Genomic DNA, 221 nt, shown 5'->3' on the forward strand with positions numbered 1-221 from the left:
GGCGAGCAGTTCCTCGGGCGAGGTGCGGGGGCGGCAGTAGACCTCGACGAAGGCCTCGGTGCGCCAGCCGAGCAGGGCGGGGTCGAGGACGACGGTGAAGCCGCGGACCGCGCCGCGCGCCCGCAGCCGGTCGATCCGGCGGCGGACGGCGGTGGCGGAGAGGTTGGTGAGCAGTCCGATCTCGGCGTAGGAGGCGCGGCCGTCGCGGCTGAGGTGTTCGA

Annotated in this window: 1 protein-coding gene; it reads right to left on the reverse strand. The window is 75.1% G+C overall.

The window, feature by feature from the left end; all coding sequences use genetic code 11:
* Window positions 1-221: AsnC family transcriptional regulator (locus GTW40_RS25655; RefSeq protein WP_161182537.1), on the reverse strand; the 221-nt coding region annotated here is incomplete at both ends.

The organism is Streptomyces sp. SID4985 (assembly GCF_009863025.1).
In the GTDB taxonomy this organism is placed as follows: domain Bacteria; phylum Actinomycetota; class Actinomycetes; order Streptomycetales; family Streptomycetaceae; genus Streptomyces.